At 51.1% G+C, this 22,612-nt stretch carries 21 protein-coding genes; 18 read left to right on the forward strand and 3 right to left on the reverse strand.

Annotated elements, in window-relative coordinates; translation table 11 throughout:
* Positions 1–12 precede the first annotated feature (12 nt).
* The 15 genes from wbpB to BLP82_RS11430 all read left to right on the forward strand — a co-directional run bounded on the left by wbpB (position 13) and on the right by BLP82_RS11430 (position 17,305).
* Positions 13–963, forward strand: coding sequence for a UDP-N-acetyl-2-amino-2-deoxy-D-glucuronate oxidase (gene wbpB / locus BLP82_RS11360; protein ID WP_092167535.1), 951 nt, complete (start codon positions 13–15; stop codon positions 961–963).
* Positions 964–1,073: 110 nt separating this feature from the next.
* Complete coding sequence (locus BLP82_RS11365; protein ID WP_092167607.1) at positions 1,074–2,924, forward strand: acyltransferase family protein; 1,851 nt, start codon at positions 1,074–1,076, stop codon at positions 2,922–2,924.
* Positions 2,921–3,496: a UDP-2-acetamido-3-amino-2,3-dideoxy-D-glucuronate N-acetyltransferase gene (gene wbpD / locus BLP82_RS11370; protein ID WP_092167537.1), complete on the forward strand. Its 576-nt coding sequence runs from the start codon at positions 2,921–2,923 to the stop codon at positions 3,494–3,496. Before BLP82_RS11365 ends, wbpD begins: the two co-directional genes overlap by 4 nt.
* A 2-nt stretch (positions 3,497–3,498) precedes the next feature.
* Positions 3,499–4,581 (forward strand): DegT/DnrJ/EryC1/StrS family aminotransferase, encoded by a 1,083-nt coding sequence (locus BLP82_RS11375; protein WP_092167539.1) that lies wholly within the window; start codon positions 3,499–3,501, stop codon positions 4,579–4,581.
* A gap of 3 nt (positions 4,582–4,584) precedes the next feature.
* Positions 4,585–5,901 (forward strand): polymerase, encoded by a 1,317-nt coding sequence (locus BLP82_RS11380; protein ID WP_092167542.1) that lies wholly within the window; start codon positions 4,585–4,587, stop codon positions 5,899–5,901.
* Positions 5,898–7,133, forward strand: coding sequence for an oligosaccharide flippase family protein (locus BLP82_RS11385; RefSeq protein WP_218189414.1), 1,236 nt, complete (start codon positions 5,898–5,900; stop codon positions 7,131–7,133). The genes BLP82_RS11380 and BLP82_RS11385 overlap by 4 nt, the downstream gene beginning before the upstream one ends.
* On the forward strand, positions 7,130–7,738 hold the full coding sequence (hisH, locus tag BLP82_RS11390) for an imidazole glycerol phosphate synthase subunit HisH (RefSeq protein WP_092167544.1): 609 nt from the start codon (positions 7,130–7,132) through the stop codon (positions 7,736–7,738). The genes BLP82_RS11385 and hisH overlap by 4 nt, the downstream gene beginning before the upstream one ends.
* Positions 7,738–8,499, forward strand: a complete 762-nt coding sequence (locus tag BLP82_RS11395) for an AglZ/HisF2 family acetamidino modification protein (protein ID WP_060738580.1) — start codon at positions 7,738–7,740, stop codon at positions 8,497–8,499. Before hisH ends, BLP82_RS11395 begins: the two co-directional genes overlap by 1 nt.
* A 101-nt stretch (positions 8,500–8,600) precedes the next feature.
* Positions 8,601–9,734: an N-acetyl sugar amidotransferase gene (locus BLP82_RS11400; RefSeq protein WP_092167612.1), complete on the forward strand. Its 1,134-nt coding sequence runs from the start codon at positions 8,601–8,603 to the stop codon at positions 9,732–9,734.
* A gap of 30 nt (positions 9,735–9,764) precedes the next feature.
* A complete protein-coding gene (locus BLP82_RS11405; protein WP_371914133.1) occupies positions 9,765–10,865 on the forward strand; it encodes a glycosyltransferase family 4 protein in 1,101 nt (366 codons plus the stop codon).
* A gap of 7 nt (positions 10,866–10,872) precedes the next feature.
* The gene (gene wecB / locus BLP82_RS11410; protein WP_092167548.1) at positions 10,873–11,937 is read left to right on the forward strand and encodes a non-hydrolyzing UDP-N-acetylglucosamine 2-epimerase; all 1,065 of its coding nucleotides are present in this window, start codon (positions 10,873–10,875) and stop codon (positions 11,935–11,937) included.
* Positions 11,938–11,983: 46 nt separating this feature from the next.
* Entirely contained in the window at positions 11,984–13,204 is a 1,221-nt protein-coding gene (locus BLP82_RS11415) for a glycosyltransferase family 4 protein (protein WP_170842297.1), read from the forward strand.
* A 14-nt stretch (positions 13,205–13,218) separates the two neighbouring features.
* Positions 13,219–14,175 (forward strand): NAD-dependent epimerase/dehydratase family protein, encoded by a 957-nt coding sequence (locus BLP82_RS11420; RefSeq protein ID WP_092167553.1) that lies wholly within the window; start codon positions 13,219–13,221, stop codon positions 14,173–14,175.
* 4 nt (positions 14,176–14,179) lie between these two features.
* On the forward strand, positions 14,180–15,196 hold the full coding sequence (locus tag BLP82_RS11425; protein ID WP_092167556.1) for an MraY family glycosyltransferase: 1,017 nt from the start codon (positions 14,180–14,182) through the stop codon (positions 15,194–15,196).
* Between the two features lie 114 nt (positions 15,197–15,310).
* Entirely contained in the window at positions 15,311–17,305 is a 1,995-nt protein-coding gene (locus BLP82_RS11430) for a polysaccharide biosynthesis protein (RefSeq protein WP_092167558.1), read from the forward strand.
* A 55-nt stretch (positions 17,306–17,360) separates the two neighbouring features.
* On the opposite strand, the gene BLP82_RS11435 is transcribed toward BLP82_RS11430, so the two are convergent.
* Positions 17,361–18,323, reverse strand: coding sequence for an acyltransferase family protein (locus BLP82_RS11435; protein WP_170842298.1), 963 nt, complete (start codon positions 18,321–18,323; stop codon positions 17,361–17,363).
* 397 nt (positions 18,324–18,720) lie between these two features.
* Between BLP82_RS11435 and BLP82_RS11440 the strand changes: the two genes are divergently transcribed.
* The 3 genes from BLP82_RS11440 (at position 18,721) to BLP82_RS11450 (ending at position 20,731) form a co-directional block, all read left to right on the forward strand.
* Complete coding sequence (locus tag BLP82_RS11440; protein ID WP_063322342.1) at positions 18,721–19,056, forward strand: ComEA family DNA-binding protein; 336 nt, start codon at positions 18,721–18,723, stop codon at positions 19,054–19,056.
* A 154-nt stretch (positions 19,057–19,210) separates the two neighbouring features.
* Complete coding sequence (locus BLP82_RS11445) at positions 19,211–19,864, forward strand: GntR family transcriptional regulator (protein ID WP_092167563.1); 654 nt, start codon at positions 19,211–19,213, stop codon at positions 19,862–19,864.
* A gap of 15 nt (positions 19,865–19,879) precedes the next feature.
* Complete coding sequence (locus BLP82_RS11450; protein ID WP_092167565.1) at positions 19,880–20,731, forward strand: urea carboxylase-associated family protein; 852 nt, start codon at positions 19,880–19,882, stop codon at positions 20,729–20,731.
* Positions 20,732–20,913: 182 nt separating this feature from the next.
* Here the strand turns inward: BLP82_RS11450 and BLP82_RS11455 are convergent, their stop codons facing one another.
* Entirely contained in the window at positions 20,914–21,081 is a 168-nt protein-coding gene (locus BLP82_RS11455; protein ID WP_003183831.1) for a DUF2897 family protein, read from the reverse strand.
* A 119-nt stretch (positions 21,082–21,200) separates the two neighbouring features.
* The gene (gene eat / locus BLP82_RS11460; RefSeq protein ID WP_092167568.1) at positions 21,201–22,565 is read right to left on the reverse strand and encodes an ethanolamine permease; all 1,365 of its coding nucleotides are present in this window, start codon (positions 22,563–22,565) and stop codon (positions 21,201–21,203) included.
* Between the last annotated feature and the right edge of the window lie 47 nt (positions 22,566–22,612).

Below are 22,612 nucleotides of genomic sequence, written 5' to 3' on the forward strand. Positions count from 1 at the left end.
GGAGAGTTCTGGATGAAACGTTTTGCTCTAATTGGTGCTGCCGGTTATATCGCCCCCCGCCATATGCGCGCCATTAAGGATACCGGCAATACATTGGTGTCCGCTTATGACATCAATGACTCGGTAGGCATCATCGACAGCATTTCACCGCAAAGCGAATTCTTTACCGAGTTCGAGTTCTTCCTTGATCACGCTCACAGCCTCAAGCGCGACCCAGAGACCGCCTTGGATTATGTGTCGATCTGCTCGCCCAACTACCTGCACCAACCGCACATTGCCGCCGGTCTGCGCCTGGGCTGTGACGTAATCTGTGAAAAACCGCTGGTGCCGACCCCGCAGCAGTTGGACCAGTTGGCCCTGATCGAGCAGGAAACCGGCAAGCGCCTGTTCAACATCCTGCAGCTGCGCCATCACCAGGCAATCATTGCCTTGAAGGACAAGGTTGCCCGCGAGAACAACCCGCACAAGTACGAAGTCGATCTGACCTACATTACTTCCCGTGGCAAGTGGTACCTGCAAAGCTGGAAAGGTGACCCACGCAAGTCCTTCGGCGTAGCCACCAACATTGGCGTGCACTTCTACGACATGCTGCACTTCATCTTCGGCAAGTTGCAGCGCAACGTTGTGCACTTCACTTCCGAACACAAGGCGGCCGGTTACCTGGAGTACGAGAAAGCACGTGTACGCTGGTTCCTGTCGGTCGACGCCGACGACCTGCCGGAATCGGTAAAGGGCAAGAAGCCAACTTACCGTTCGATTACCGTCAACGGTGAGGAAATGGAGTTCTCCGAAGGCTTCACTGACCTGCACACCACCAGCTACGAGGAAATCCTGGCTGGGCGTGGTTATGGCATCGAGGATGCTCGCCACTGCGTGGAGACGGTCAACACCATTCGCAGTGCGGCCATCGTCGTTGCAGCGGACAACGAAGCGCATCCGTTCGTCCAAGCCCTTTCTCGCTGATCGGCGAGACAGCACGGGTGGCCTTGCGCCACCCGTTTCAAGTTTTCCAAGCAGGATCGCAAGCCAGCGTGTCGAACGATAATTTCAACAAGCCAAACGAAGCGGGTGCGATGCGCCGCGTGCGCAGCATTCGTCTCGATATTCAGGGCTTGCGTGCAATCGCGGTGCTGGCGGTCATGCTTTATCACGCCAATAGTGGCTGGCTGAAAGCCGGCTATGTCGGCGTCGACATCTTTTTTGTCATCTCTGGCTTCATCATAACGGCATTGTTGACCGAGCGAAGCGACAAGGTCGATCTCGTTTCATTCTATGCCAGCCGCATCAAGCGTATTCTGCCGGCGTATTTCGTCATGCTGGTGGTGGTGTCCGCGCTGTCCGCGCTCCTGTTTCTGCCTGATGACTTCGCATTTTTCCTCGACAGCCTGAAGTCCTCGGCGTTGTTTACCAGCAATCAGTACTTCTCTGGCTTCGGCAGTTATTTCGCGCCGCGGGCCGATGAATTGCCGCTTCTGCATACCTGGTCATTGGCCATCGAGATGCAGTTCTATCTGTTCTTCCCGGTGCTGGTCATTTGCTTGCCAAAGCAATGGCGTCTCATAACGTTTGCCTTGCTAGCCGCCAGTCTGTTTGCCTGGAACGGCTACCGTGGACTGGGCGAATCGCAAGAAGGGATGTATTTTGCCCTGTCGGCACGGATTCCCGAATTCATGGTCGGTGCCATCGTTGCCTTGCTGATGCGCCAGCGCGAGCTGCCCATGTTACTTGCAAGCGTATTCGGTGGGCTGGGCGCAATCCTGCTGGCTTGGGCGGTGCTGGCTATCGATAAGCAACACTTTCCAGGCTTCTGGTCTATCCTGCCTTGTGTCGCGGCAGGGCTGCTCATCGTTGCCCGGCGTGGTCCGGTCAGCGCGTTGCTAGCCACTCGGCCGATGGTCTGGATCGGTGGTATTTCCTATTCGTTGTACCTGTGGCATTGGCCGGTGCTGGCGTTCATTCGCTATTACACGGGGCAGTACGAGCTGACGGCTGCATGGTTGCCGATTTTCGTGGCCAGCTCTGTACTGCTGGCATGTCTTTCCTATCGCTTGGTCGAAACACCCGCCAGAAACGCTTCCGGCATGATGCGCCAGCTGCCCAAGTGGGCTGTAACCGGTGCCGTGGTCGCGCTGGTGGTGTGGGGTGGACAACGTGTAAACGCCTCGCTGGTCGCTCCGTTGTCTGTGGAACTCACCCGTTATGCTGCTCCAGAGCTTATCTGCCATGGCACCCAAGTGGGCGCGTGCAAGCGAGGCAAGGCGGATGCCGAAGTGTCCGTTCTAGTAATTGGCGATAGCCATGCTGCCCAATTGAACTACTTCTTCGACCAGGTGGGCGAAGAGCAGGGCGTTGCTTACCGCGTGCTCACTGCCAGCAGTTGCGTGCCTATCCCCGGCTTTGACATTGAACGCCTGCCAGCCTGGGCGCAAAAACCTTGCCGCGCGCAGATCGAGGCGGTGGCTCGTGAGTTGCCGAAGGTGGAGCGGGTGATTGTCGCAGGCATGTGGCAGTACCAGATGCAGAGCCAAGCATTCGCCAAGGCGTTTGCTGAATTTCTCGTCGATACTGCAGGAGCCCATAAACATATCGTGGTGCTTGCTCAGGTACCAATGTTTGAAACAGACGTGCAGCGGGTAAGGCGCTTTACCGAGCTTGGCCTGCCGGCGCCATTGACATTCAATCGTGAGTGGCAGGTTGCCAACCAGCAAGTGCAGGCCATTGTCGACCGCACGCCGGGCGTGCGTTTCCTGGACCTTTCCAATAGCAGCTTCTTTGCCGCTGCGCCTTACCAGCAAGGTTTGCTCATCTACCGTGACAGCCACCACCTCAACGAGGTAGGTGCACGTCGTTATGGGCACTATGCTGCCGAGCCACTGCAGCGTGCTTTCGATCAACCTCAGTCTAATGTGAGTCTGAAGCCATGAATTACTATCAGCACCCAAGCGCGATCGTCGATGAGGGCGCGCAGATCGGTGAAAACTCCCGTGTCTGGCACTTTGTCCATGTTTGCGCGGGCGCCCGCATCGGTGTTGGCGTTTCGCTCGGTCAGAATGTGTTCGTGGGCAACAAAGTCGTGATCGGCGACCGCTGTAAGATCCAGAACAATGTTTCGGTCTACGACAATGTCACGCTGGAAGAGGGCGTATTCTGTGGCCCCAGCATGGTCTTCACCAATGTCTATAATCCGCGTTCGCTGATCGAGCGCAAGGACCAGTACCTCGATACGCTGGTAAAAAAGGGCGCGACGCTTGGCGCCAATTGCACCATCGTCTGCGGCGTTACCATTGGTGAATATGCCTTCGTCGGTGCCGGCGCGGTCATCAACAAGGATGTACCGGCCTATGCATTGATGGTGGGTGTGCCCGCACGGCAGATTGGCTGGATGAGCGAATTTGGCGAGCAATTGCAGTTGAACGAGCAGGGTGAGGCCTTCTGCTCGCATACGGGAGCGCGCTACGTGCTGAACGGAAAACTTTTGAACAAGACGGATGCCTGAGCATGATTGAATTCATTGACCTGAAAAGCCAGCAAGCACGTATCAAGGACAAGATCGATGCCGGCATCCAGCGCGTCTTGAGCCACGGCCAGTACATTCTCGGCCCAGAGGTAGCGGAGCTCGAGGAAAAACTTGCTCAGTTTGTTGGCGCTAAACACTGCATAACTTGCGCCAATGGTACAGACGCCTTGCAAATCGCTCAAATGGCGCTGGGAATTGGCCCGGGTGACGAAGTTATAACACCTGGTTTCACCTATATTGCGACCGCCGAGACAGTTGCCTTACTCGGCGCAAAACCGGTGTATGTGGATATTGATCCACGCACATATAATCTTGATCCGCAAAAGCTGGAAGCAGCAATTACCCCGCGTACGAAAGCTATCATTCCGGTTTCTCTATACGGGCAATGTGCAGACTACGATGCGATTAATGCGATTGCCGTTAAATACTCGATCCCAGTAATCGAAGACGCAGCACAAAGCTTTGGCGCTACCTACAAAGGGAAACGCTCCTGCAACCTCACCACAATAGCGTGTACTAGCTTCTTTCCAAGCAAACCGCTGGGATGCTATGGGGATGGTGGCGCGATTTTTACCAATGATGACGAATTGGCCAAAGTACTGCGTCAAATCGCCAGGCACGGGCAGGACCGCCGCTATCACCATGTGCGCGTGGGAGTTAATAGTCGCCTGGATACGCTGCAAGCGGCAATTCTCCTGCCCAAACTTGAAATCTTTGAAGAGGAGCTTGAGCAACGTCAGCGTGTTGCAAAGTTGTACGGTGAGTCACTCGAGGCCTTGGGGGTAAAGACAATCCCTTATGTGGAAGAATGGAACACCAGTGCCTATGCTCAATATACAATTCTTGTTGACAAGCGTGACCAGTTACAAGATAAGTTAAAGAAGCAGGGCATTCCGACGGCAGTTCATTATCCCATCCCGTTGAACAAGCAGCCCGCTGTAGCCGATGCAAACGCCCATTTACCTACGGGAGATCGCGTCGCAGAACAGGTCATGAGTTTGCCAATGCATCCGTATCTGGATGACGAGGCTGTGGCAATTATTTGTGCTGCGGTGGCTGGTTAAGCTATGTACATTTCTTTAAAAGTTGATAAAGCAACTTTTTTGAATGCTTTGTACTTTTTTGTCTATTTTGTCCTGTTGTTGTGGATGAATAATAATTATCTGTACTTGCTGTATGACTATATGGGGGCCTCCCAGAAAAGCATGGATGGCCTCCAGATCGTTTACTTGTTGTTTTTAGCTGTGGGCAGTTCTCTTTTATGCGGTTCAAGTATAAGTAAGCCTGGGGATATCGTCGTAGCCTTGCTGTTTTTGGTTATCGTGCCTCATGCGCTTGTTTTGAACGGGGCGAACGCATTTTACCCAGAGGCCAGCCCATTTTCTGGGCTGTGTTTGTCAGTGCTGATGGGTGTTGTTCTTGTCTCACTTATTAATAAGATTAAATTTCGTCGTGACAGCGGTCAATCCAGCAGTGGTGAAAGATATCTGTTTATTGTTTCAGTCGTTAATATATTGGTTTTGGTGTTTATTCTGCTCAAAAGTATGTCGTTTTTTTCTCTCGACTTTTCTGGTCAATACCTTCGACGTGCTATCGCGCGCGACGTTTTTTCAGCAGGATCTATAGATGGATATATTGCGTCGATAGGGACGCAGGCATTTTTTCCTGTTTTATTTGCTTGGGGAGTCTATAAAAAATCTAATTTCTTCTTTTGGCTTGGGGTTTTTAACGTTTTGATCCTGTGGGGAGCCTTTGGACAGAAATATCCCTTTGTTGTTTTGTTTTTGGTTTATGTTCTGATGACCTATTTTAGATATTATGGGAGGGTCAATGTCTCTTGGTTGCTGTTTGGTGCAATAGGCTTGTTGCTTGCAGGTTTTCTTGAGTTCGAGCTTATGGGCTATTCTTACCTAAATGACTATCTGATTAGACGAGCCTATACTGTGCCGGCCACAATGTTGGGGGCTGCGGAGCTGTTTTACGACTCGTACGGGATTAATAATTATAGCGATACAGCGATAGGTCTTTTGTCAGGTTTTAGCAAAAGTGAATCGATCACGTTTCGAATTGGTGAGTATATTTATAATAATTCGGAAACTAATGCCAACGTGAATTTTTTTGCGGTGGCCTATCTGAGGCTTGGATACACGGCAGTAATAATCGAAGCTTTTATTGTTGCTGTGATTGTTATGCTGTTGAATCTTCTTTACATGAAGCGCTCCATGTTTATTGCGATGCCCGTTGCATTGCTCTTCGTAACTAAAATTGTTGAGCAATCGTTGCCAACGGTTTTGTTAGGTTCTGGTATTTTCTTCATGCTGTTGCTTCTAATGTTGATGGCTTTCTCTAGGGAGTCCAAGAGCAGGACTAGGAGTATAGCTTGAAGAGTCAATTCTTTTCTCGAGTAAGAAGTGTGCTCGTCGGGACTCTAGGGGCCCAGTTGATATCGTTGGGTGTGATGCTGCTTCTGGTAAGGCTGTACTCTCCAGAAGAATTGGGCTCGTTTAACGTTTGGCTTTCATTCGCTACGATAATGGCTGTTTTGGTCACGGGGCGTTATGAGTTGGCGTTGTTCAGCGGTGATACGAATGATGATTCAAAATCGATCATTAAACTGGTCTTGCTGATAACCGTTGCACTGTCGATTTTAGCTACGTTTTTAATCGCAGTTGTGAGTTCGTTTGTTGAGGGAATTCCGCCGATAGTCAAAAGTTACTCCCTTGTCTTGGCTTTTGTTGTCTTTGGGATGGGGGCTAATAAAGGACTCCTTTCGTTATTGGCTTTTCAACAAGCCTTTAACAAACTTGGCGTTGCCAGAATTGCTCTGGCGGGCGCTGTCGCGGTGGCACAGGTGGTGGCTGGTTATTTCGCGTTGGGAGTCAGCGGCCTAATCTACGGCCAAGCGGTTGGTGTGCTATTGGCTACGCTGTTAGTATTTTTTTGGTTTGATCGCTCTTGGCTAAAAGCATGTTTTAGCGAAAGTATTGGTTCTGTAAGAAGCGTCGCGTACAGATACAGGGACTTTCCAAAGTTCTCGCTGCCCGCTGATCTGATCAACACCATTGCCAGCCAATTACCTGTCATCTTGATAGCCTCCCGATTTGGCGCGGAGGCTGCAGGTTGGTTCGCACTAACAATAAAAATGATGGGGGCACCCATTACTCTGCTTGCTACTTCAGTCCTGGATGTGTTCAAAGAGCAAGCTGCTCGGGATTACAGGGTTACGGGCTCTTGCCGTTCCGTTTTCTTGCGTACTTTCATTGTCCTCTCCCTATTAGCCTTTCCGCCATTTCTTTTGTTTTGGTGGCTGGGTGAGTGGGCGTTCATGTTTGTATTTGGTACAGAATGGATTGAGTCAGGGAAATATGCAATTTTACTTATTCCCATGTTTTATATGCGTTTTATCGTGAGCCCCCTTAGTTACACTATCTATATTGCCCAACGACAAGGATTGGATCTGATTTGGCAACTGGGGTTACTGGTCATCACGGCGGCATGCTTTCTGCTCGCGAGGGAGGTGACGGAGGCCCTGTGGTGGTACTCGGCAAGCTATGCCATAATGTATGTTATTTATTTTGCGATGTCATATCGTTGTGCTAAGGGAGTTTCCTCATGATTGTAGTGGTCGATTATGGCGTGGGGAATATAGCCTCGGTGCTGAATATGTTGAAGCGAGTTGGGGCGAAGGCCAAGTCCTCGAACCTCGTCGACGATATTGTAAACGCAGAAAAGCTGATTTTGCCCGGTGTTGGTGCGTTTGATGCCGGAATGAAAACCCTGCGTGAGAGCGGTCTCATAGATGTACTTAATCAACAGGTGCTTGTCGCTCGTAAACCTGTGATGGGAGTATGCTTGGGGTCGCAGATGCTGGGGCGTCGTTCTGAGGAGGGTGTCGAGCCAGGGCTAGGCTGGATTGATATGGATATCAAGCGTTTTGAGAAGCGCCCAGAACGAAAAGTGCCTCACATGGGTTGGAGCCATGTCTCCTGTAATTATGAGCATCCATTGGTTCGAGGTCTGACAGAGGAAAGTCGCTATTATTTTGTTCATGGCTATTACATGTGTCCTGACAATGAGCACGACACGCTTCTGACGGCTGATTATGGGCAAAAATTTACGGCTGCGGTCGCCAAAGATAATATTTTCGGTTTTCAGTTCCATCCTGAAAAGAGTCATCGCTTCGGCATGCAGCTTTTCAAGAATTTCGTCGAGTTAATCTGATGCAGAGAAAGCGCGTAATTCCATGTTTGCTGTTAAAGGACAGGGGACTGGTTAAAACGGTGAAGTTTAAGTCTCCGAAATATGTGGGCGACCCTGTTAATGCTATTCGTATTTTCAATGAAAAAGAAGTTGATGAGCTGGTTCTACTGGATATAGAAGCGTCTATATTAGGTCGTGAACCTGACTATGAGCTGTTAGCGGAAGTGGCCGGCGAATGTTTCATGCCTATTTGTTATGGTGGTGGTATTCGTACGCTTGAGCACGCACAACGTGTTTTTGCTTTGGGCGTTGAAAAAATAGCCCTGAATACCGCAGCTTTGGCAGATGTCGAGCTTCTTCGAAAAATAGCTGATCAATTCGGTTCTCAAAGCGTCGTCTGTTCTATCGATTGTAAGAAAAGTTTACTGGGTCGCTATTCGGTCTATTCTCAATCAGGTACGAAAGATACAAAAGTTTCACCAGTCGAGTGGGCAAAGAGGGTCGAGGATGCCGGAGCCGGGGAAATATTCCTGAACTCCATAGACCGCGATGGAACTATGCAAGGGTTTGACATACCGCTCATCAAGTCGGTTGTTGCTGGGGTTCATATACCTGTCGTCGCATGTGGTGGGGCGGGTTCAATAGCTGATCTTAACGAACCCTTTGAAAAAGCGGGCGTGTCGGCGGTCGCAGCGGGAAGTTTTTTTGTTTTTCACGGAAAGCACAAAGCGGTTTTGATAAGTTATCCGGACCTTAATCAGTCCATGTCCGGAAGTAAATAAATTGCTTTTCTTGAATCTTGATGAGTATCTAGAGCCTGCTAGTACCGTCATTATTGATTTGAAAGCGAAAAGTAGTTGTAATGAATTCGAGAGGGAAGACTGTGTATAAAGTATGTTCACGCTGTGTGATGGATGAGACTGACGCGAATATCAAGTTTGACGAGCATGGCGTTTGCAATCATTGTCATAGATTTGATGAGGTACAGTCTCTTCAATTGTTTAGCGGGGTCGACGGAAAGACCCGGCTGCAAAACATTGTGGACAAGATAAAGAAGGAAGGGGCTGGTAAAGAATACGATTGCATTATCGGTTTGAGTGGCGGGGTTGACAGCTCTTATTTGGCTGTAAAGATCAAGGATTTCGGACTGCGTCCATTAGTCGTGCACGTCGATGCAGGTTGGAACAGCGAGCTTGCGGTTAGTAACATTGAGAAAATTATCAAACATTGCGGATACGATCTTCATACCCACGTGATGAACTGGGAGGAGATGCGTGACTTGCAGCTTTCTTATATGAAGGCTGCAGTAGCCAATCAAGACGTTCCTCAAGATCATGCGTTTTTTTCGAGCATGTATCACTTTGCGGTGAAGAATGATATCAAATACATTCTGAGCGGTGGGAATCTTGCAACCGAGGCAGTATTTCCAGATTCTTGGCATGGAAGTGCGATGGATGCTATTAACCTAAAAGACATTCATAGAACGTACGGTTCAAAGCCTTTGCGTGATTATAAGACTATTAGCTTTTTTGAGTATTATTTTTGGTATCCTTTTGCTAAAGGAATGCGAACTGTAAGACCGCTGAACTTTATGGAATATGATAAGCGCGAAGCGGAAAAGTACCTTCAGGAAACAGTGGGGTATAGGTCATATGCTCGCAAGCATGGTGAGTCCATCTTCACCAAGCTGTTTCAGAACTACTATCTCCCTACCAAGTTTGGCTATGACAAGCGTAAGCTGCACTATTCCAGCATGATTCTTTCTGGGCAGATGTCGCGTGAGGAGGCGATTGTTAAGCTTGCGGAGCCTTTATATGCCGCAGATGAACTAGAGAATGATATTGATTATTTCTGTAAAAAAATGCGAGTCAACCGGCAACAGTTCGATGAGTTAATGCAAGCCCCAATCCATGATTACTCTGACTTTAAGAGTTGGGATAAGTTGCAGGCGGTTGCCAAAAAGTCTCAAGTCTTCCTACAGAAGCTTCTGGGACGGCGTCTCAGCGTTTATTCTTAAAGATATAGTAATGGAGACGCCTTTTTGAAAGTGGCACATGTAACTTCAGCTCATACTCGTTTCGATATTCGCATTTTTCAGAAAGAATGCAAGACATTGGCTGCGCATGGTTATGACGTTTCGTTAGTAGTCGCTGATGGTAAGGGCGACGAAAAGGCTGATGGAGTCAATATTGTGGATGTGGGATTCTTGCGTGGACGCTTGAATCGAATGTTCAAAACTACCAAGATGGTTTACAAAAAAGCTGCCTCTCTTCAGGCCGATATTTATCATTTGCACGATCCTGAATTGATTCCAGTCGGGCTGAAATTAAAGAAGCTTGGGAAAATTGTAATTTTTGACTCCCATGAGGATGTTCCTAAGCAAATATTAAGTAAGCCCTATTTGCGCCCGGTCTCGCGCAGAGTTATTTCTTTCCTGTTTTCCGTTTATGAACGTTTCGCCTGTCGTAAGATGGATGGCATTTTGACCGCGACGCCATATATACGAGATAAGTTTTTGTCTATCAATGCGAATGTTGTAGATATTAATAACTTTCCCTTGGTGGGCGAGCTTGCTGCTGATGTCGCATGGGGCGAAAAAAAACAAGAAGTTTGCTATGTGGGCGGGATCACCTCGATCCGAGGTATTCGCGAAGTTGTTGAGGCGATGGGGCTTGTTCATACGGGTTCGCGGCTGAATCTGGTGGGTAATTTTTCTGAGCCCGGTGTTGAGGTTGATGTTAAGAAAAAAAATGGATGGTCTTCCGTTAATCAATGTGGCCAGTTGGGTCGTTCCGAGGTGCGTGATATTTTGGGGCGGTCGGCTGCAGGTTTGGTAACTTTTTATCCGCTGCCCAATCATGTCGATGCCCAACCCAATAAGATGTTCGAGTATATGTCTTCGGGAATCCCAGTTATTGCTTCTAATTTTCCCCTGTGGCGTGAAATTATTGAAGGAAATGACTGTGGGGTTTGTGTAGACCCGCTGAATCCGCAGTCTATTGCCGACGCGATCGATTTTATAATAGAGAACCCTGAACGTGCCGAGCAGATGGGGCGTAACGGTCAGAAGGCCGTCACTGAGCGCTATAACTGGGACGTTGAAGGGCGTCGATTACTGAAATTCTACGCCGGCTTGGCCAAGGGATAATAATATTATGAAACTACTCACGATTATTGGTGCTCGACCTCAGTTTATCAAGGCCAGCGTTGTATCCAAGGCAATTATTGAGCAGGTCGGATTATCCGAAAAAATCATCCATACCGGGCAGCATTTTGATGCCAATATGTCGGAGATTTTTTTTGATCAACTGGGTATTCCTAGACCGGATTTTCAATTAGATATCCATGGCGGTTCGCATGGTGAAATGACTGGCCGAATGCTGATGGAAATTGAGCGGGTCATGATTCAGGAGAAGCCGGATCGGGTGCTGGTTTACGGTGATACGAACTCAACCCTGGCGGGTGCTTTGGCAGCGGCCAAGCTTCATATTCCGGTGGCCCATATTGAAGCCGGCCTGAGGAGTTTTAACATGCGCATGCCCGAGGAGATCAATCGTATTTTGACTGATCAGATGAGTGATCTTCTCTTTTGCCCTACGCAAACTGCGATTAATAATCTGGCTAAGGAAGGCTTTTCGGAAAAGCCTGTAAAAATATGGAATTCGGGCGATGTCATGCAGGACAGCGCTATGTTCTTTGCTCGTCGTGCATCTAAGCCGGAGGGTTTCAATCTTTCCGACGGTTTTGTCCTGGCAACACTGCATAGAGCGGAAAATACCGATGACCCTGTTAGGTTGAAGTCTATCGTTGATGCACTGAATACTATTCATAATACAGTGGCACCGGTTGTATTACCTTTGCATCCTCGTACCCGGAACATGATCGAAAAGACAGGTCTCGCATTGGAAGTCAATCTGATTGATCCAGTCGGGTACCTGGAGATGATCTGGCTCCTTCAACGCTGTGGTTTGGTATTAACTGATAGCGGTGGTGTCCAGAAGGAGGCTTTTTTCTTTTCAAAACCTTGTGTAACCATGCGCGACCAAACCGAATGGGTAGAGCTCGTTGAGTCTGGGGCGAATGTGTTGTGCGGGGCGGACTCTGGTTTAATTACTGCTGCAGTACGTGATGGTATCAATCGCACCGTGCATGACAACGAGAACTTATACGGTGGTGGGCAGGCGGCGTCATTCATAGCTGATTGTCTTTCTCACTCATGAGCTGTCATGAGTTAGATAAGCGCTTATGGTCGTGTTGGGAAGCACAATGAATATTTGGTATATCAACCCTTATGCTGGCGGCCCTGGAGTCGGGCGCTATTGGCGCTCCTTTTATCTGGCGAACGCATGGCAGGCTCAGGGACATGATGTGGAGATAATCACGCCTGGCTATCACCATTTGATGGACGATGACTCAGGGAAGGCGGGGTGCCAGGTCCTGGAAGGCGTTTCATATAATTTTGTTCCAGCTCCTAAATATAAAGGAAATGGCCTGGGGCGATTTTTGTCCATGTTGTGTTTCGGCTTTTTTCTATTCTTTTTTCTTCTGCGCTTGGGGTTGAAGAAAAGGCCGGATCTGGTTTTGTATTCTTCTGCACATCCCTTTGGCTACCCTGCTGCCTTTCTATGTGCAAAATTATTCAGATCGAAGATTCTATTTGAGGTTAGGGATATCTGGCCTTTGAGTTTGGTGGAAATTGCTGGATTCAATAAATTCCACCCCGTCGTTGTGGTTTTGTCGCTTATTGAGAGGTTCGCATATTTTTCAGCGGATGCTGTGATTTCCCTTTTGCCGGGTGCCAAACAGCACATGGTGTCACGGGGAATGAAACCGGGGAAGTTTCGATACGTTCCTAATGGTTTTTCGCTTAATGATGTAAATGCAAGCGGTGAGTCTCAGGGCTCTAATTTATTAGATGACCTGACGAGATTTAAATCGCAAGGCGATTTTTTGTTTTTTTACGCCGGCGCCTTGGGGGAACCCAATGCGATGCACCTGTTTTTGGATGCGCTGCATTTTTTTGAGGTTCCAGAGGGGGTGTCAGTAAAATTTATCATCGTTGGTAAGGGGGAGCAAAGCGCTGAGCTTAATGCTCGCTGTCGTAAACTCGGTTACGACTTTGTTCTTTTTTACCCGCAGGTCGATAAAGCAGAGATCCAGCAAGCTCTTCGTGTTGTCGATGCCGGGTTTTTTGTTATGCATGACCTGCCTATTTACAGATTCGGTGTGAGTTTAAACAAACTATATGATTACATGGCTGCCGGGGTCCCTGTCATTGCTTCTTATAATGCCTTTAATGATCCAATAAAAGAGGCTGGTTGCGGCATGTCCGTGGTTCCCGATCAACCTGAGCAGCTTGCACATACGTTCCAGGAAATGTTGTTACTTGATGGGACTGTTTTGCGTGAGATGGGCGCGAAAGGTCGCCTTTTCCTTGAGGCTAATTTTGAGTATACGTCTCTGGCTCGGCGGATTCTGGAAAATTGATTAAGGTGCATTGCATGCAGTTGGTTACCGGGGCGTCAGGTTATATAGGTAGTTTGCTTTGTAAGGTTCTGAAGGAGCGAGGCTACGCCGTAAAGGGCATAGGTCGTAGCTCCATGACTCCGTCACAAGATTTTGACTATGTTTGCCTGGATCTTGAAAATGACCCTTTGGACGGGGTATGCCTTGGTGTCGAGACAATCGTACATCTTGCGGGAAGGGCACATATTCTGAATGACAAGGAAGAGGATCCTCTTTCGGCGTTCAGGCGTGCGAATGTGAACGCGACTCTTCGCTTAGCCAGAGAGGCAATGCGGGGGGGGGTCAAGAGGTTTGTTTTTATCAGTTCAATTGGTGTCAGCGCCACTGAGACAAAGAATTCAAAGGTTTCAGAGTTGAGTGGCAATAACCCAAGTACGCCGTATGCGCTTTCAAAATTTGAAGCTGAAGAGGCGTTAAAAGCGCTGGTCAAAGATTCCTCCATGGAGCTGGTTATTATCCGCCCACCCTTGGTCTATGGCGGGAGTGCTCCTGGAAACTTTCACCGCTTGCTAAAGATTGTTCGACTCGGTATGCCACTTCCCTTCTTGGCAGCCAATAATCAACGTAGCATGATAGCGCTGGATAATCTTATTGACTTTATCGTGCATTGTATTAAGCATCCTGCTGCGGCCGGGGAGCTATTTTTGATTTCCGATGGAACGGATGTCTCTACTGTAGATATTGTGCGTACCATTGCCAATGGTATGGGGCGTAAACCTCGCTTGATTTATGTACCCGTTGGAGTCATTCGTGTGGCGGCGAAGCTATTAGGGCGAGAGAATATGTTTTCCCAATTGTTTGGTTCTTTGGTTATCGATTCCCGCAAGGCGCATCAGCTGCTTGGCTGGACCCCACCGCTTGGAACAACTGAAGCGTTATCCAAGGCCGGCGCGGATTATATGACCCTTTCATCAAAAAAAGGTCGAGTTTGAATTCATGGCAATTTTTTTTGTAGTGTTTGTAGTGTTTTTTGTTTCGTTGGTCTTAACCGGTGGCTTGCGACGTTACGCTTTGGCGCGAAGCCTGATGGATGTTCCGAACGCACGAAGTTCTCATTCGGTTCCAACCCCTCGCGGTGGTGGGGTGGCGATCGTATTAGGATTTCTATCGGTGTTGCCGATCCTGGCTTTTCTTGGGGGGCTTAGTTGGACATTCACCTGGGCCTTGTTGGGGGCGGGATCAGGTATAGCGCTTTTGGGCTTTCTCGACGACCATGGCCACATCGCGGCACGCTGGAGATTGCTGGGACATTTCCTCGGTGCTATCTGGGCGCTTTTTTGGCTGGGTGGCTTGCCTGCATTGGAGCTGTTTGGTTTCGTATTGGATTTGGGCTGGCTAGGGCATGTGCTCGCGGCGATTTATCTGGTTTGGATGCTTAATCTTTATAACTTCATGGACGGGATCGACGGAATCGCCAGCGTCGAGGCTATTTGTGCTTGTCTTGGAGCCTGCCTGCTCTATTGGTTGGGAGGTTTTGAAAACCTGATCTTGGCTCCGCTGGTACTAGCGATGGCTGTAGCGGGGTTCCTGTATTGGAATTTTCCTCCCGCCCGTATCTTCATGGGCGATGCGGGTAGTGGATTTCTTGGCATTATCCTGGGGGTGCTGTCGCTGCAGGCGGCTTGGAGTTCACCTAAGCTGCTGTGGGTCTGGCTGATTTTGCTGGGGGTCTTTATTGTCGATGCAACCCTTACATTGTTACGGCGCCTGCTACGTGGAGATAAGGTCTACGAGGCTCATCGCAGCCATGCCTATCAATTCGCTTCCCGTCATTATGGCGGCCACCTGCCCGTTACACTGGTAGTGACGGCAATCAATCTGTTCTGGCTGCTGCCTTTGGCAGCTTGTGTCGTGTTGTGGAACATGGATGGAGCATTGGCTTTAATATTGGCTTACGTGCCACTGCTCGTGCTGGCGGTCAGGTTTCACGCCGGTGAGCTTGAGAAAGCCTGATTTCGCTGTAGGGTTCGCGTTTTTCGTTTATCGATTGTCCAACGGACGAAGATGTAACTGCGTGTATCGAAAATGGATTGGATTTAGGAGCTGGCCGAGGTGCGTGAAGGGTTTATGGACAAATTGAGAACCGTCCTGCTGGGGCTGCCAAGACGCCACAAGCGCGCTATCCAGGTGGCCACTGATGTCGTTCTGGTCTGGGTCGCCTTATGGCTGGCGTTCGTCGTGCGGCTGGGGGTCGAGGCTTTGGCCAGTCCGATCGAAACACATCTTTGGCTTTTTGCCTCCGCGCCACTGATTGCCATCCCGATTTTCATCCGTTTTGGCATGTATCGCGCCGTCATGCGTTATTTCGGTAACGATGCGCTGATTACCATTTGCAAGGCTGTCAGCCTTTCGGCCTTGCTGCTGGCTCTTGTGGTGTATTGGTACAGCAATCATAAGACCGTAGTGCCACGCTCTATCATTTTTAACTACTGGTGGTTGAGCCTGATCATGATTGGCGGGCTGCGTCTGGTGATGCGGCAGTATTTTCTCGGGGATTGGTTTACCGCAGCCCAGCATGTGCCGTTTACCAGTCGTGACGATGGCCTGCCCAAGGTCGCTATTTATGGTGCTGGGGCCGCCGGTAACCAACTCGTTGCTGCATTGCGCATGGGGCGAGTGATGCGGCCGGTCGCGTTCATCGACGATGACAGTAGCATCGCCGATAGAGTCATTGCAGGGTTGCAGGTCTATCAACCTAAACACATTCAAAAAATGATTGATTCCACCGGTGCGCAAGAGATTTTGCTTGCTGTTCCGTCCTCCTCGCGAGGTCGCCGGCGAGAGATATTGACGTTGCTTGAAGGTTTTCCGCTGCATGTGCGTAGCGTCCCCGGCTTCATGGACCTGGCCAGCGGCCGGGTCAAAGTCGACGACATCCAGGAAGTCGATATCGCGGATCTCCTTGGGCGTGATCCAGTACCCGCACAGGCTGATTTGCTTGAGCATTGCGTCGCGGGACAGTCGGTTTTAGTGACAGGGGCGGGTGGTTCGATCGGCTCCGAGCTTTGTCGGCAAATCCTTGCTCTCAAGCCAACCACGCTGCTGTTATTCGAACATAGCGAATTCAATCTCTATAGCATTTTGTCCGAACTGGAGCCTCGAATTGCTCGTGAGTCACTGTCGGTTCGATTATTACCTATCCTCGGATCGGTGCGGGATCAGGACAAGTTGCTGGACGTGATGAAGACATGGAATGTCGATACGGTCTATCACGCAGCCGCTTATAAACATGTGCCGATGGTGGAGCATAATATTGCCGAAGGCGTTTTGAACAATGTGATCGGCACGCTGAATACTGCGCAAGCCGCGCTTCAGGCAGGTGTATCGAATTTTGTATTGATTTCGACGGATAAGGCCGTACGTCCAACCAATGTGATGGGCAGTACCAAGCGCCTTGCCGAACTGACCTTGCAAGCCCTTAGCCGTGAATTGGCGCCTGTGCTGTTTGGCGACAACGCCAACGTATCACGTGTCAACAAAACCCGTTTTACGATGGTCCGTTTCGGTAATGTACTGGGGTCATCCGGTTCGGTTATTCCACTGTTTCATAAACAGATCAAATCAGGTGGACCATTAACCGTTACCCATCCGAAGATCACACGTTATTTCATGACGATCCCTGAGGCCGCTCAACTGGTCATTCAAGCGGGCTCTATGGGGCTGGGTGGGGATGTGTTTGTGCTGGATATGGGCGAGCCGGTGAAGATTGTCGAGCTGGCGGAAAAAATGATTCACTTATCTGGCTTGAGTGTGCGTTCGGAGAAAAACCCTCAAGGCGATATTTCAATCGAGTTCACAGGGTTGCGTCCTGGCGAGAAGCTCTACGAGGAGTTGCTGATCGGCGACAACGTTGTCGCAACCTCCCATCCGATGATCATGAGTGCCAACGAAGATCATCTGCCGTGGGATGTGCTTAAGGCGAGGTTGGCTGAACTGCTGACCGCCATCGAGCATGATGACTACTCGAGAGTCCGTCAGTTGCTGCGGGACACGGTCAGTGGGTACGCCCCTGACGGGGAAATTGTCGACTGGATCTATCAACAACGTCGTCTTGAGCCTTGACGAAGTGTGTATGCCCAGGGCCTGGTATCAGACCCTGGGCATCTTAAGCTAATTGTTAATCCAGCTTTCTTGCGACAGTTAAGTTCTCCAGGTTGAAAGCTTCATCGTCCTTTGACTTTTTCTCTTGCCAGGAATATTTTTTCTTTAGCTTCAATAGCGGCTTTTCAAAGAATATATAACTTAATGGGGCGACTACAAAAGTTAGCCATAAGCCGATGTCCACGCTGGGCGGAAAAACATGTTTTGTTCGATATGGGCCGTTACCTGTAAAAATGCCTTGCCATACATACAAGCCGTAGCTGATGACTCCAACGGCTGCTAAAGGTTTGAGTTCAAGTAGCTTCACCAGCAGAGAGTCCTGATTGTGATAGATATATAGAACTAAGGCGCCTACCGAGACAAGCCAGGCAGCTTCCGTTTTTATGAAGGCCGGTGCAGTGAGTCCAGCTAATATCGAGATGAGTAATATTCCCGATGTGGCCGTATTTGTGAAAATGCTCTTGACCTTTTCAATGTTGCAAACAAAGGCAACCAGGCAGCCGACTAAAATCGGCAACATTGCCGGAAAAGTCCACCGGCTCAAATAATAGAGCGTTGTAGGTTCATAAAGACTGGTTCCGAAATAAAGGCAGCCGAGGACCAGCAGCGAAATCGTCGTGATCGCGGTTCGTTTGCCAAAAGCAAAAACTATTGGCCAGAATAAATAAAAATGTTCTTCAACGGACAGAGACCAGAAGTGTGACATTGCAGAAAACGCGCACGCCTTGGGGGCGAAGTTTATGGTGTATGTCAATGCGTAGGGATAAATGCAATTGGTTATTCCGGCTTTTTCCGTTACATCCATGATTATCAGGAAGAAAATAGCCAGATAATAGAGTGGGCATATACGTAGGGCACGTCGTTTTATAAAGGAAAAGATGTCGACTCTTCCAGTAGTCTCTTTCTCTTTAATGAGCAAAAAGGTTATCAGGAAGCCAGATAGAACAAAGAAGGTGCTGACACCTACATGAGAACTCAAAACTGACAGGAAGGCAGGGTTCGTGATCCCTACCTATGACAGGCCAGATGACCGCGTGGGACATAATAACAAGTAGGACCGAAATGCCACGCAGACCGTCAAGTCCCTATATCTTTAAACTCATCACGTTCCCAAAAATTAAAAGCGCGGCAAGTTTGCCGTATGGTCACGATGCGCGCAACCGCCAAGGTCGCTTCCCTGGGGCTTCCAGTTTTTAGCCCGATATTCAGGGTCATAAGGATGCCGCCGACCACGACGTCACCTCGATGGATTCGCGCCCTTTCTTACGCTTTCTGTAACATTCTGATTTTTGACAAGCTATCTTCATCGCCTAAGTTTGAGAGGCAGCTTCGGAAAAGCTGCTTCTCTCTTAACGATGTCATGGAGCGTCATTTATATGCGTACAGGCTATTTCTACTCTCTGGTTTTTGCCTTTCTCACCAGCGCCTCGATTGCTGCTATCGCCGCCCCAGTGGTCAAGCCTGAGGTGGTCGCTACGCCGCAAGCAGTGGAGCAGCCAGCCAAAACGCAGAGTACCAAGGTGGATTTAAACGGGGCGGATGCTGCCACGCTGCAGCGCGAGCTGTCAGGAATAGGGAAGGGCAAGGCCGAGGCGATTGTTGCGTATCGGGAGAATAATGGGCCGTTCTCTTCGGTGGAGGAGCTGTTGGAGGTCAAGGGGATTGGCAAGGCGATTCTCGACAGGAACCGTGACAAACTGGAAGTGAATTGATTTTGTGAGTGAAGAAGGCCGGTCGTATTGACTGGCCTTTTTGCTGTCTGGCGGATGCACATTTTTGGACGCATTCTGGAGGCATTCAGCCGTTGGCATAAATAATGATTACCTACAGCCAACCGATTGTTCAACAATCCGAGGCCTTTCTTCCATGATCCATACACTTTCCTTGGCCGACCAGATCACTCTGGAGCTACGCGCCGACATCATCGGTGGCCGCTTGCTGCCAGGCATCGCGCTGGTGGAGAACAACCTGGTCTCGGCCTACAACGCCTCGCGCAACACCATCCGTGAAGCCTTACACCGCCTGGGCCAGGAAGGGTTGCCCCGTTACGTGCGCAACAAAGGGGTGATGGTCCGCAGGTTAGGTGTCGATGACGTGCGAGATCTGTTCAAGGTCCGTCGCACTCTGGAGCTGCAAGCCATCATGGGCAGTCAGCCACTGCGCGAGTATCAATCTGACCGGATGCTCGAAGCCCTCGAAGCGACGGATTTGGCTCGGGAGCGTGAAGACTGGCGTTCGGTCGGCACCCATGGCCTGGCCTTTCATCAGCACATCGTGGGCTTGATGCGCAGTCCGTTGCTGGATGAGTTTTTCACCAATGTGGTTGCACAACTGCGCCTGGTGTTCAGCTCCGCGCCCGATGAGGCGTGTTTTCAGGCTCCGTGGTTGGCCCGTGACCGGTACATCCATGATTCGCTGGCCGAGGGCGACAAGCTTGCGGCTCACGAAGCCATGGGTCTTTACCTCGACGATTCCGAGCAACTGCTTTTGCAGTTGCTGGCTCCCACCCATCACCAATGATCAAGGACCTGCGCCATGTACAAAGACTACCCAGCCGCCTACCAGGTCAGCAAAGGTTCTGCCCTGCAGGTGGATAAACCTTTCTACGAACGAATTCGCGCGCAGCAGGAAAAGCGCACCCTGATCGAACAGTTCGAGGTGCCGATCCGTACCGGTCGCGCCTGGCACGTGCCGGCCGGGCATGTGTTCCGCGTCACGACGCCAGTGGGCCCGCAGGTGGGGGACTTCAATGTCTGGAACGCCCACGATCCGCGGGAGCGCCTGTGGGCGGCGCGTACGCGCCAGCTTCAGGGCGCCCACGTCAGCACCCATGATCGATTGTGGTCGAACCTGCCATTCCTGCGACCCTTGGTGACCATCACCGATGACAGCCTGGCCGGCTATGGCATCGACGAGCATGGCGGACGACTGCACGATCTGCTGGGTACGCGCTGTGATCCGTATGTGAACAGGATGCTGACCGGCGAGGATTTCCATCATCACTGCCATTCGAACCTGACTCGTGCGGTGTTGCCCCACGGCCTGACGGAGTTCGATGTGCACGATGTACTGAATATTTTCCAGTGCACGGGGCTTAACCATGACGACATGTACTTCATGAAGGCCTGTCCGGCGCAGAAGGGTGATTACCTGGAATTCTTTGCCGAGATCGATCTGTTGTGTGCTTTGTCCACCTGCCCGGGGGGTGACCTGTCGCTGGCCATGTGGGGGCCGGATGCACAGGATCCCCTCAGCGTCTGCCGTCCGTTGGGGGTGGAGATCTATCGGTTGGAGGATTCATTGCTGCAGGGCTGGAGCCAGCCTGAGCGGGCGGCGTACAACGGGATGCATGGCTTGCACATCGCCAAGGCGGATTGGGAAAAGTAGCGCGGCAGGCGCGGCAATACACTGCCCTCTGTGGCGAGGGGATTTATCTCCGCTGGGCTGCGAAGCAGCCCCTCTAAAAAGCCCCCCAGTGGATCAGACACACCCGGTGGCAGGTTTGGGGGCTGCTACGCAGCCCAGCGGGGATAAATCCCCTCGCCACAGAGGCTCTATTCATTTCGGACTCAACGATCCTTGGCCTCCTTCGCATCCATTTCCGCATTGCGCTCGGCAACACGCTTGCGCTGCTCGTCCGTCAATTCGACCTTGTTGGCGGTGTCGCGCAGCATCATCAGACCACCAACGATCGAGCCGATTGCAACAATCAGAATCAACCAGGCATACCAGGGCATAGGGCTCTCCTTGAGGGTGCGATGGGCGGACGAACATTCGCCAATCCATCGCACCTACCACTTATGAGCGAAGGTTGTTCGCAGTGGTTCAATACTACGCCCGTTCGGCTGGCTTCACCTCAAAGCCCGGTCAGCATCGCATCGGCGGGCGCATCTGCGCGCAATTGTGCGGTGAGGATGAAGTAGACGAAGCCCACCGCCATGAAGCCGAGGAAGATCAGCCCGATCAGTGCGTTGAACCAGGCCATCGCCACCAGGCAGACCACCGCCAGCACCAGGGCGATTCCCGGCACGATAGGATAACCTGGTGCGCGGAAAGTACGTTCCAGATTGGGTTCGGTTTTACGCAATTTGAACAGGCTGAGCATGCTCATGATGTACATGACGATGGCACCGAACACGGCCATGGTGATCATTGCCGCGGTCAGGGTCATGCCGCCGAGGTTGATCAGGCCGTCGCTGTAGATCGCGGCAATGCCGATCAGTCCACCGGCGATGATCGCCCGGTGCGGGGTCTGGAAGCGTGACAGTTTGGCCAGGGAGGCGGGCAGGTAGCCGGCGCGGGCCAGGGCGAAGAACTGTCGCGAGTAGCCCAGGATGATCCCGTGGAAACTCGCCACCAGGCCGAAGAGGCCGATCCAGACCAGCATGTGCAGCCAGCCGGAGCTTTCGCCGACCACGGTTTTCATGGCTTGGGGCAGGGGATCGTTGATGTTTGACAGGGTGCGCCAATCGCCGACGCCGCCAGCAAAGAACATCACACCCATCGCCAGGAACACCAGGGTCAGGATGCCGCTGATGTAGGCCTTGGGAATCGTGCGTTTCGGGTCCTTGGCTTCTTCGGCGGCCATGGCCGCGCCTTCGATGGCCAGGAAGAACCAGATGGCGAAGGGAATCGCGGCGAACATGCCGGCAATGGCTGGCGCGCCGAACACATCGGAACCGGCCCAGCCGTTCAGGGCAAAGCTGCTGAAACTGAACGCCGGGGCCACGACCCCCATGAACACCAGCAGTTCGGCCACCGCCAGGACGCAAACAATCAACTCGAACGTCGCCGCCAATTTGACCCCGAGGATGTTCAGGCCCATGAACACGATATAGGCACCCACCGCTGCGTGTTTCGGGTCCAGGGCCGGGAACTGCACGTTCAGGTAGGCGCCGATGGCCAGGGCAATGGCCGGCGGCGCGAAGACGAATTCGATCAGCGTCGCCAGCCCTGCAATCAATCCTCCTTTCTCGCCGAAGGCGCGACGGCTGTAGGCAAAAGGCCCGCCGGCATGGGGAATGGCGGTGGTCAGCTCGGTGAAACTGAAAATGAAGCAGGTGTACATGGCCGCCACCATGAAGGATGTCACCAGGAAACCTAGCGTTCCGGCCACGCCCCAGCCATAGCTCCAGCCGAAATACTCGCCGGAAATCACCAGGCCGACGGCAATGCCCCATAAATGCAGGGTGCCCAGGGTGGGTTTGAGTTGTGTGTTCATCAGTGGCTCCCCTCGATCCATAGCAAAAGCGCTGGAGAGGGGCAGTG

Source organism: Pseudomonas sp. NFACC37-1 (genome assembly GCF_900101575.1).
Taxonomy (GTDB): Bacteria; Pseudomonadota; Gammaproteobacteria; order Pseudomonadales; family Pseudomonadaceae; genus Aquipseudomonas; species Aquipseudomonas fluorescens_AA.

What these genes read in the sequence shown, in the direction of transcription:
- wbpB (WP_092167535.1), top strand. Translation starts at nt 13, where the DNA reads ATGAAACGTTTTGCTCTAATTGGTGCTGCCGGTTATATCGCCCCCCGC.
- BLP82_RS11365 (WP_092167607.1), top strand. Translation starts at nt 1,074, where the DNA reads ATGCGCCGCGTGCGCAGCATTCGTCTCGATATTCAGGGCTTGCGTGCA.
- wbpD (WP_092167537.1), top strand. Translation starts at nt 2,921, where the DNA reads ATGAATTACTATCAGCACCCAAGCGCGATCGTCGATGAGGGCGCGCAG.
- BLP82_RS11375 (WP_092167539.1), top strand. Translation starts at nt 3,499, where the DNA reads ATGATTGAATTCATTGACCTGAAAAGCCAGCAAGCACGTATCAAGGAC.
- BLP82_RS11380 (WP_092167542.1), top strand. Translation starts at nt 4,585, where the DNA reads ATGTACATTTCTTTAAAAGTTGATAAAGCAACTTTTTTGAATGCTTTG.
- hisH (WP_092167544.1), top strand. Translation starts at nt 7,130, where the DNA reads ATGATTGTAGTGGTCGATTATGGCGTGGGGAATATAGCCTCGGTGCTG.
- BLP82_RS11395 (WP_060738580.1), top strand. Translation starts at nt 7,738, where the DNA reads ATGCAGAGAAAGCGCGTAATTCCATGTTTGCTGTTAAAGGACAGGGGA.
- wecB (WP_092167548.1), top strand. Translation starts at nt 10,873, where the DNA reads ATGAAACTACTCACGATTATTGGTGCTCGACCTCAGTTTATCAAGGCC.
- BLP82_RS11415 (WP_170842297.1), top strand. Translation starts at nt 11,984, where the DNA reads ATGAATATTTGGTATATCAACCCTTATGCTGGCGGCCCTGGAGTCGGG.
- BLP82_RS11420 (WP_092167553.1), top strand. Translation starts at nt 13,219, where the DNA reads ATGCAGTTGGTTACCGGGGCGTCAGGTTATATAGGTAGTTTGCTTTGT.
- BLP82_RS11425 (WP_092167556.1), top strand. Translation starts at nt 14,180, where the DNA reads ATGGCAATTTTTTTTGTAGTGTTTGTAGTGTTTTTTGTTTCGTTGGTC.
- BLP82_RS11430 (WP_092167558.1), top strand. Translation starts at nt 15,311, where the DNA reads ATGGACAAATTGAGAACCGTCCTGCTGGGGCTGCCAAGACGCCACAAG.
- BLP82_RS11440 (WP_063322342.1), top strand. Translation starts at nt 18,721, where the DNA reads ATGCGTACAGGCTATTTCTACTCTCTGGTTTTTGCCTTTCTCACCAGC.
- BLP82_RS11445 (WP_092167563.1), top strand. Translation starts at nt 19,211, where the DNA reads ATGATCCATACACTTTCCTTGGCCGACCAGATCACTCTGGAGCTACGC.
- BLP82_RS11450 (WP_092167565.1), top strand. Translation starts at nt 19,880, where the DNA reads ATGTACAAAGACTACCCAGCCGCCTACCAGGTCAGCAAAGGTTCTGCC.
- BLP82_RS11455 (WP_003183831.1), bottom strand. Translation starts at nt 21,081, where the DNA reads ATGCCCTGGTATGCCTGGTTGATTCTGATTGTTGCAATCGGCTCGATC.
- eat (WP_092167568.1), bottom strand. Translation starts at nt 22,565, where the DNA reads ATGAACACACAACTCAAACCCACCCTGGGCACCCTGCATTTATGGGGC.